General features: G+C 71.4%; 10 protein-coding genes. 8 read left to right on the forward strand and 2 right to left on the reverse strand.

Going from position 1 to position 9190, the window contains the following annotated elements:
• Window positions 1-45 precede the first annotated feature (45 nt).
• Window positions 46-1212: a cysteine desulfurase-like protein gene (locus tag AB0J64_RS25030; RefSeq protein ID WP_364031145.1), complete on the reverse strand. Its 1167-nt coding sequence runs from the start codon at window positions 1210-1212 to the stop codon at window positions 46-48.
• A 21-nt stretch (window positions 1213-1233) separates the two neighbouring features.
• Here AB0J64_RS25030 and AB0J64_RS25035 point away from each other — a divergent pair, with 21 nt between their 5' ends.
• From AB0J64_RS25035 to AB0J64_RS25055, 5 genes are all read left to right on the forward strand, one after another.
• Complete coding sequence (locus tag AB0J64_RS25035) at window positions 1234-2274, forward strand: winged helix DNA-binding domain-containing protein (RefSeq protein WP_364031148.1); 1041 nt, start codon at window positions 1234-1236, stop codon at window positions 2272-2274.
• Between the two features lie 63 nt (window positions 2275-2337).
• Window positions 2338-3423, forward strand: a complete 1086-nt coding sequence (locus AB0J64_RS25040) for a winged helix DNA-binding domain-containing protein (RefSeq protein ID WP_364031150.1) — start codon at window positions 2338-2340, stop codon at window positions 3421-3423.
• 111 nt (window positions 3424-3534) lie between these two features.
• Window positions 3535-3711, forward strand: a complete 177-nt coding sequence (locus tag AB0J64_RS25045; protein WP_364031177.1) for a hypothetical protein — start codon at window positions 3535-3537, stop codon at window positions 3709-3711.
• Window positions 3712-3845: 134 nt separating this feature from the next.
• Window positions 3846-4880: an RNA polymerase sigma factor gene (locus AB0J64_RS25050; RefSeq protein WP_364031174.1), complete on the forward strand. Its 1035-nt coding sequence runs from the start codon at window positions 3846-3848 to the stop codon at window positions 4878-4880.
• Between the two features lie 93 nt (window positions 4881-4973).
• The gene (locus tag AB0J64_RS25055; protein WP_364031153.1) at window positions 4974-5735 is read left to right on the forward strand and encodes a class I SAM-dependent methyltransferase; all 762 of its coding nucleotides are present in this window, start codon (window positions 4974-4976) and stop codon (window positions 5733-5735) included.
• On the opposite strand, the gene AB0J64_RS25060 is transcribed toward AB0J64_RS25055, so the two are convergent.
• A complete protein-coding gene (locus AB0J64_RS25060) occupies window positions 5728-6468 on the reverse strand; it encodes an alpha/beta hydrolase (protein ID WP_364031156.1) in 741 nt (246 codons plus the stop codon). The genes AB0J64_RS25055 and AB0J64_RS25060 overlap by 8 nt on opposite strands.
• Before the next feature lie 65 nt (window positions 6469-6533).
• On the opposite strand from AB0J64_RS25060, the gene add reads away from it, so the two are divergent.
• From add to AB0J64_RS25075, 3 genes are all read left to right on the forward strand, one after another.
• Complete coding sequence (gene add, locus AB0J64_RS25065) at window positions 6534-7481, forward strand: adenosine deaminase (RefSeq protein ID WP_364031159.1); 948 nt, start codon at window positions 6534-6536, stop codon at window positions 7479-7481.
• Window positions 7478-8380: a phosphotransferase gene (locus tag AB0J64_RS25070; protein WP_364031162.1), complete on the forward strand. Its 903-nt coding sequence runs from the start codon at window positions 7478-7480 to the stop codon at window positions 8378-8380. Before add ends, AB0J64_RS25070 begins: the two co-directional genes overlap by 4 nt.
• A gap of 283 nt (window positions 8381-8663) precedes the next feature.
• The coding region (locus AB0J64_RS25075) for an MFS transporter (protein WP_364031165.1) at window positions 8664-9190 on the forward strand (527 nt) is incomplete at its 3' end.

Consider the following 9190-nt stretch of genomic DNA (forward strand, 5'->3'; position numbering starts at 1 on the left):
ACGGGACCCCACCCCGCCGCCGCCGGGTGGGGTCCCCCCTTTCGCTCATGCCAGGCGGGCCACGCCGTCGAGCAGCCGCTCCACGTCGGAGCGGTCGTTGTAGTGGACCAGGCCCGCGCGCACCGCCCCGCCCGAGTCGCGGATGCCGAGCGCGCCGGTCAGCTCCCAGGCGTAGTTGTGGCCGTTCCAGACGTTCACGCCGAGCCCGGCCAGGTGCTCGGCGACCTGGCGTGGGGTGTGGCCGGCCACGTTGAAGTAGGCCGTGGCGGTCCGCCTGGCCGGCTTGCCGTACACCGTGACGTGCGGCATCGTCTCCAGCCCTTCGATCAGCTCCGCGAACAGCCCCCGTTCGTGCTGCTCCACCGCGGTCATCGAGGCCAGCAGGCGCTCGCGGCGGGTGCCCCCGCCGGGCACGAGGGCGGCCAGATGGTCCACGGCCGCCGTCACCCCGGCCAGGTCGGCGAACGCCGCCGTCCCCGTCTCGAACCGCTCAGGCACCGTGTCGGGCGACGAGGCCAGCTTGTCCGGCCTGAGCGTCTCCAGCAGCGCCGGGTCGGCCACGACGGCGCCGACATGCGGCCCCGACCACTTGTACGCGCTCGTGGCGTAGAGGTCGGCGCCGAGCGCGCGCATGTCCACCGGTCCGTGCGGGGTGGCGTGCACGCCGTCCACGTACATCAGCGCGCCCGCCCGGTGCGCCAGCTCGGCGATGGCGGGCACGTCGGGGCGGGTGCCGAGGATGTTGCTGGCCGCCGTCACCGCGACCACCCGGGTACGCTCGCCGATCAGCTCCGCGTACTGCTCGACCGGCAGTTCCCCGGTGACCGGGTCCACCTCCGCCCAGCGGACACGGGCGCCGGTCTGGGTCCACGGGCGGACGTTCGCGTCGTGGTCGAGCCTGGAGACCACCACCTCGTCGCCGGGGCCTGTGAGGGTCCTGGCCAGCCGGTACGTCAGGGTGGTCATGTTCGGGCCGAGGATCACGCCGTCCGGGTGGCCGCCGACCAGGTCGGCCACGGCGGCGCGGCAGCCCGCCACGATGGCGTCGGAGCGGTGGCTGGCGGGGAAGGCGCCGCCGACGTTGCCGATGCCGGTCCGGTAGGCGGCGGAGACGGCGTCGATCACGGATTGCGGGGTCTGGGTGCCGGCCGCGCCGTCGAGGTAGGCGAAGCCGTCGGCCAAGGCCGGATAAGAGGAACGTACCGATTCCACAGGGAAAGGCATGATAGGTAGATGCTCACCCTCAGGGACCTCAACCGGGCCACTCTGGCACGCCAGCACCTTCTCGAGCGGCACGAGGGTGACGTGGCGGACGTCGTGCGGCGCCTGGTGGGGCTGCAGGCCCAGGAGCCGCGGCCCCCGTACCTCGGGGTGTGGTCCAGGCTGGCGGGGTTCGCGCGGGACGATCTGCACACGGCGCTGCACGCGCGCACGCTCGTGCGGGCCACCATGTGGCGGGCCACGCTGCACCTGGTGACGGCCGCCGACTTCGCGGCGTTCCGGCCGCTGCTGCGGCCCGTGCTGGAGGTCGCGGCGCGCCGCTTCGAGGGGCTCGACTTCGACGCCGTCGTGGCCGCCGCCGACCGGCTGCTGGCCGCGGGGCCGATGACCTTCAACGAGCTGCGGCCCCGGCTGCTGGAGGAGTTCCCCGGCGCGTACGACCGGGCGCTCGGATACACCGTGCGCCTGCTCACCCCGCTGATCATGGTGCCGACCGAGGACCGGTGGAGCTTCCCGCGCGAGTCCGCCTTCGGCCTGCCCGGCATCCCCCTGGAACCCGCCGGCGTGGAGAGGCTGATCGAGCGCTACCTCGCCGCGTTCGGCCCGGCCGCACCCGCCGACGTGCAGACCTGGTCCGGGCTGCGCGGCCTCAAGCCGATCATGTCCGGCATGGACCTGGAGAGGCTCAAGGACTCCACGGGGAGGGAGCTGTACGACCTGCCGGACGCGCCCAGGCCGGGCGGCGAGGCGCCCGCGCCCGTACGGTTCCTGCCCGACTTCGACACCCTGATCCTGGGCCACGCCGACCGGACCCGCGTGCTGGCCGATGAGTACAAGGGCCTGGTCGCCACCAAGAACCTCCGGGTCAAGGCGGTCTACCTGGTGGACGGCTTCGCGGCCGGGACGTGGCAGATCAAGCGCGCGGGGAAGCGGGCCAAGCTGCTCATCAGTCCGTTCTCCTCCACCCCGCTGGACCTGCTCGAGGAGGAGGGGCTGCGCCTGCTGGCCTTCGCCGAGCCCGACGCGGTCCCGTCCCTTGAGCTGGAGGCCTGACCTTCGGCCGTGAGCTGCTAAATGCGGAAGCTAACTTGCCGCATTGCTCCGTACGCTCCTCGTATGATCCTCAACCAGCGGGTCCTCGCCCGTACCACGCTCGACCGCCAGCTCCTGCTCACCCGCTCGCCCCTGTCCCCTCTGGAGGCCGTCGAGCGCCTGGTCGCCGTGCAGGGGCAGGACATCGACGCGCCGTACATCGGACTGTGGTCGCGCCTGACCTCCTTCACCCAGTCCGACCTGGCCGCGCTGCTGTACGGGAAGCAGGTGGTACGGGGGTCGCTGCTGCGCGTCACCCAGCATCTGGTGTCGGCCGACGACTACCTGTGGATCCGGCCGCTGATGCAGGCGTTGTTCTCGCGCAGGCAGGCGGGATGGACGCGGATGATGCCGGGCGTCGACGTGGAGGAGCTGACCAAGCTCTCCCGCGAGCACCTGTCCGGTCGTACGCTCGCCCGGTCGCAGCTGCGCGACCTGCTGCACGAGCGGTGGCCCTCGGCGGAGGCGGAGGCGCTGGGGTGGTCGGCGCAGGCGCTGGTGCCGGTGGTGCACACGCCGCCGAACGGCATCTGGGGGAGGCGCGGGGCCACGCCGTTCGCGCTCGCCGAGGAGTGGCTCGGGCGGCCCCTGGAGGCGTCGCCGTCCGTGGAGCGGCTGGTGGTGCGGTATCTGGCGGCTTTCGGGCCGGCGAGCGTCATGGACATCCAGATGTGGTCGGGGCTGACGCGGCTGCGGGCGGTCGTGGAAGAGATGCCGTTTCTACGGAAATTTCATGACATCGAGGGTCGTGTCCTTTATGACCTGCCTGATGCCCCGCTCGCCGCCGAGGACGTGCCCGCTCCCGTACGGTTCCTGCCCTGGTTCGACAACCTCGTCGTGGCCTTCCACGACCGGAGCCGCCTGATGACCTCCGAGCAGCGCAAGGTGATCTGCGTGGGAGCCGTCATCCACCCCACTTTCCTCGTCGACGGAACTGTCGGTGGCATGTGGGACCTTAAGAACGGCGTGCTGACGGTCGAGCCCTTCCGCCCGCTGCCCGACGGCGTGATGGAGGAGCTGGCCGTGGAGGGTGCGCGCCTGATGGCGTTCGCGGGTGTCGAGGAGGGGAGCATCGCATGGCTGCCGCCCAGGAGCTCTACGACGATCTGATCATGGAGCAGCTCGTCCGTCCCGAGGTGAGCCTGGGGCGCATGTTCCACGCCGAGGGCCTCAAGGTCAACGGCAAGGTTTTCGCGTTCTTCGCCAAGCAAGGACGGGGTGGTGCTCAAGCTCCCGGCCGAGCGGGCTCGGGAGCTGGTGGAGGAGGGGACGGCCGAGGTGATGGTGATGGGGGCACGGCGGATGCGGGAGTGGGTGGCGCTGCGGTCGCCGGACGAGGACCTCTGGCGCCGCCTGCTGACGGAGGCCGCCGACCACGTGGCGTCGCTGCCCCGCTGACGGCAGGCCGATGCCGCGAATCGTCCCTCCGCTCGGAGCCACCTACCTGCAACCGTTGGGTAGCGTGGTCAGAGGCGGTCCGCACGGTCTGCCGCTTCCCCGTCCGTCGAAACCCAAGGTGGCGATGGCCCACGATCACCACGTTCAGTTCTGACCCACGTTCGAAGCGTCGTGCGTCCAAAGCGAGCGAGGAGAGTGTTTTGTCCGAAGCAGCAGAGGTTCTCGAACTCGACGACAACGTCGCCGACGGTGGCACGGCCGTCGGCGCAGACTCGGTGAAGGCGTACCTCAAGGAGATCGGGCGCGTGCCCCTGCTCACCGCCGAGCAGGAGATCGAGCTGGCCAAGCGCATCGAGGCCGGGCTGTTCGCCAGGGAGCGGCTCGACACCGAGCCGGGCCTGCCCGCCGACCTACGTGCCGATCTGGAGTGGATCGCCGACGACGGCACGCGGGCCAAGCGCCGCATGCTGGAGGCCAACCTGCGGCTGGTCGTCTCCATCGCCAAGCGCTACACCGGCCGCGGCATGCTCTTCCTCGACCTGATCCAGGAGGGCAACCTGGGGCTGATCCGGACGATCGAGAAGTTCGACTACCGGCTCGGCTACAAGTTCTCGACGTACGCGACCTGGTGGATCAAGCAGGCCATCACCAGGGCCATGGCCGATCAGGCCCGGACGATCCGCATCCCCGTGCACATGGTCGAGCTGATCAACAAGGTGGCGCGGGTCGAGCGCCGGCTGCAGAGCGACCTCGGCCGCGAGCCCACGCCGGAGGAGATCGCCAAGGAGACCGAGCTCGAGGTCGACCGGGTCATCGAGGTCCAGGGCTACGGCCGCGAGCCGATCTCGCTGAGCATGCCGCTGGGCGAGGAGGGCGACAGCGAGTTCGGCGATCTCATCGAGGACACCGAGGCCGTCTCCCCGGCCGACGCGGTCTCGTTCACCCTGCTCCAGCAGCAGCTCCACGCCCTGCTCGACCAGCTCTCCGAGCGCGAGGCGGGCGTGATCAGCATGCGGTACGGCCTGGCCGACGGCAAGCCGAGGACGCTCGACGAGATCGGCCGCGTCTACGGCGTCACCCGCGAGCGCATCCGGCAGATCGAGGCCAAGACCATGTCCAAGCTCCGCCACCCGTCCCGCTCCCTGGCGCTGCGCGACTACCTGAGCTGACCACCACCTGCCGAGAAAGGCTGTGCAAACGGAGACTCAAGACTGTCGCCCAAGGCAGGTGAGGGCCGCGGGCGCTGTCCTAGATTCCCAGGCGTGAAACGCTCCCGTTCGAGCCTCGTCCACCAGGTCGGCTACGCCGTCAAGAACCCCGACAAGATCGCGCCCCACCTTCGGCGGCTGGCGCGCGACACATGGTTCCGGCTGCGCACGCGTGACCACGTCGCCTACTACCGTGCCGTCATGAAGTCCGACACCGCGCGCGATCCCGAGGGCGCCGTCGGCTCACACACCCACAAACGGTGGCTGGCGCTGGGACGCATGCAGTTCGACTACCTGGTCGGGCACGGGCTCAAGCCGGAATGCCGGATGCTGGAGATCGGCTGCGGCAACCTGCGGGCCGGGCGGCTGTTCATCGACTACCTGCACAGCGGAAACTACTACGGCATCGACATCTCGCCCGACATCCTCATGGCCGCCCAGGACACGATCGTCCGGCACGGGCTGTGCGACAAACTCCCTCATCTCACCCCCGTACGCGATCTGCGTTTCGCGTTCCTGCCCGACGAGCACTTCGACGTCGTGCACGCGCACAGCGTGTTCTCCCACTCGCCGCTGCACGTCATCGAGGAGTGCTTCGCCCACGTGGGGCGGATCATGAAGCCCGGCGCGTGGTTCGACTTCACCTTCGACAGGACCGAGGGCAAGGAGCACCACGTGCTGCGGGAGGACTTCTACTACCGCACCGAGACGCTCGTGGCCCTGGCCGGGACGTACGGGCTGCGGGCCACGTTCATGGAGGACTGGGAGCGGGGGCCGCACAAGCAGTCGAAGATCCGGATCACCAGGATCAGCTGACCGAGGCCCAGAAGGCCTCCAGCCGGGCCGCGCCCGCCGCCGGGTCCTGGAGCATCCACCAGTGTCCGAGGCCCGGCAGGCCGGCCACCGCGGCGCCCGCCCTGGCCGCGCTCGCCTGTGCCAGGTCCCCTGTGAGGAACGGGTCGTCCGAAGGGGCCAGCACCAGGCCGGGCGCAGGGATGTCCGCGAACGCCGGAGACCACTCCTCGGCGACGTGCACGGCCGACCGGTAGAGGGCCAGGATGCTGTCGGCCATCACCTGGTCCACGGCGGACGCCATCCGCAGGGAGTGGCCGTGCGGCACGCCGAAGCTTTCGTACGCCTTGGCCTGCTCCTCCACCGGCACGGCCAGGAGCTGCTCGAAGAACGCCTCCCCGGCCTCCGGCGTCTGCCAGGCCCTGGCCAGGTCGTGCCACTCGAAGTCGGGATGGCCGAGGCCGGCGGCGTCGCTCGCCCACGAACGCACGAGCCCGGGACGGGTGCTCACCAGGCGCACCACCAGACCGCCGCCCCAGTCGTGGCCGACCAGGTCGATCTCGTCGCCGGCCATCGACTCCAGCTCGCCGGCCAGCCACGCGACGTACTCCTCCTTCGTGGAGGTGAAACCGTCCGGTCGGGCGCAGCCGAAGCCGGGCAGCGCGAGGGCGCGCACGTCCTGGCGGCTCAGCGCCGCGCGCAGGGGATCCCAGACGGCGGCCGTCTCGGGGACGCCGTGAACCAGCACCAGGGTCATGCCCCGACCGTACGCCGTGGATATCCGCATGCATACGGCGGGGGTCTGCCTTTAGGGTGTCGGGAGTGAGAGACGTACGGACCCTGCCCAAGGCCCACCTGCACGTTCACCTGGAGAGCACCGTACGGCCCGAGACCGTGCGCGAGCTGGGCGGCACGTCCGAGCGGGCGGAGGCGTTCGGGACCTTCAGGGAGTTCGCCGACGAGCGGGCGCGGGTGCGTTCGCTGCTGCGCACGGCCGAGCACTTCCGGCGGATCGCCGTGGAGTTCTGCGAGGACGAGGCCGCCCAGGGCACCCGCTACGTGGAGGTGACCTTCACCGCCGCCTCGCACGGCGAGCGGGTGGGGGAGCCGGAGATGCCGCTGGAGGCGGTGCTCGACGGGCTGGCCGAGGGCGGCGCCAGGTTCGGCATCGAGTGCCGGGTGCTGCTCGACCACTCCAGGCGGCGGCCGGTGGAGCGGCTGTGGCGGACGTTCAAGCTGGCCGGCCGCTACGAGCGGGTGATCGGGATGGGGCTGGCCGGTGACGAGGCCTACCCGCTGGCGCCGTTCGCGGAGGTGTTCGAGGCGGCCAGGGAGGCGGGGCTGCACCTGGTGCACCACGCGGGCGAGGCGGCCGGCGCCGCCAGCATCCGCGAGGCGCTCGACCTCGGGCACGCCGAGCGGCTCGGGCACGGCATCCGGGTGCTGGACGACGACGCGCTGGTCGCCGAGGTGCGCGAGCGCGGGATCCCGCTGGAGGTCTGCCCCACCTCCAACGTCCTGCTCGGGCTCGTCCCCTCGCTGCCCGATCACCCGCTGCCCCGGCTGCGGGAGGCGGGGCTGGCGGTCACGGTCAACACGGACGGGGAGACGGCACTGGCCGACGAGTACGCCCGGCTGCGGGAGGTGTTCGGGTACGGGGACGCGGAGCTGGCGGAGCTGGCCCGGGCCTCGATCGACGCGTCGTTCGCCCCCGAAGGGCTCAAGGCGGAGCTCAGAGCCCAGGTGGACGCCTGGCTCGCCGCCCCGTGACCCCGCCTCGCACGCATGACCGGCTGCCCGAGCCCGTTCTGGCCGCTGTGCTGGGACGGCCGGGCGGGGTGGTGGTGACGTGTCGCCGGGAGCCGGTCAGCGGCGGCACGGGGGCGGCGACCGGGGCCGTGACCAGGCTGTCCGGCGTGGCCCGGTGCGGGGGCGACGAGGTGCCGTTCACCGTGGTGCGCAAGGAGGCCCGCCCCCTGCGGTCCGGGCGGCACGCCCCGTACGCCGGGGATCCCCGCCACTGGGCGTACTGGCGGCGCGAGCCCCTGGCGTACGCGAGCGGCCTGCTTCCCACCGGACCCGAGCTGGCCGCGCCGCGCTGTCACGGCGTCGTGGGCGACGTGATGTACCTGGCCGACGTGACGGGCCACCCCGAGCAGCCGGGACGGGCGGCCCGCAGGCTCGGGGCCTGGCAGGCGGGTGCGGCGGTGCCGGACGTGCCCTGGCTGGCCGGGCACCAGCTCGCCCAGCGGCTCCTGGCCGCCGGGGCATGGACCCCCGTGGACGCCGACCCGCGCGTCGCCCGGCTGTGGCGGCGCCAGGACGAGCTGCTCGCGGAGCTGGCGCGGCTGCCGGTCGTCCTGACCCACGGCGACTTCTCAGCCGGGAACCTGATGGACTCGGACGGCACGACCGTGGTGCTGGACTGGGCCACGCTCGGCGCGGCTCCCGTCGGGGCGGACCTGGCGGCGCTGGCGCTGACCACGTTCGTGGATCCGGTGGAGGAGTACCTGGCGGGGGCGGGCGGCCGGTTCGAACGGGCGGACGTCGAGCTGGGCTACCGCGCGACGCTCGCGCTGACGGGGGCCGGGCGGGTGCACTGGATGCTGTCGCGGGGGATGCGGCTGCCCGATGGATACGAGGACTTCATCCTGTCCCGGGCGCCGTGACCGGGGGCATACGGGCTGAACGTCTCGACGTCCAACGGCTTGATGGATCAACTCCTTGAAGGTGACCAGCCCGTCGTCAGGTACAGATGCCATGGTATTGGCGCGGCACCTTTTCTTCCGTAGTAGCCTAAATGCCCATTTACCAATCCTGTGACTGTGCGCCCCGGAGCTACTAGAACAGATTGGATTTCGTACCGAAAGGGCGAGCATGGTCGGGAGGTTGGGTTCGCCGCGCGCCGGTGCCATTGACGCGGGTTCTGGCGCACCGTTCGGGTGGGCGCCGTTGGCGGTCCTGTTCATCGTCGGATTCGTGGACCGGATCGAGAACAACCTCCTCTCCGGCGTGCTCCCGGCCGTTCAGAGCGAATGGGGCTTCAGCGACACAGCCGCCGGCTCGATCCCGACTGCCGCTGCCCTGGCCGCGGCGGTCGTGGCCCTGCCCGCCGGGTATCTGGCGGATCGGCTCAGCCGTACCCGGATCATCGCGGTTGTCGTCCTCGTCTGGGCCCTCGCCACGCTGGGCTCCGGCCTGGCCACGGGCTTCCTGATGTTCTACCTGATGCGGGTGCTCCTCGCCGCGGCCGAGAACATCGACAACCCCGCCTCCGGCAGCCTCCTGGCCGACTACTACCCGCCGGTCAGCAGGACGAAGGCGTACGGGCTCACGCGGGTCACCACACACCTCGGAGGCGTCGGGACGCTGCTCGGCGGGGTGCTGGCCCAGGCGTTCTCGTGGCGTACGGCGTTCCTCGTCATGGTCGTCCCCGGCCTGCTCACGGCCCTGCTCGTCTGGCTGCTCCGCGAGCCGCC

This window comes from Nonomuraea sp. NPDC049695, from assembly GCF_040674955.1.
Lineage (GTDB): Bacteria > Actinomycetota > Actinomycetes > Streptosporangiales > Streptosporangiaceae > Nonomuraea > Nonomuraea helvata.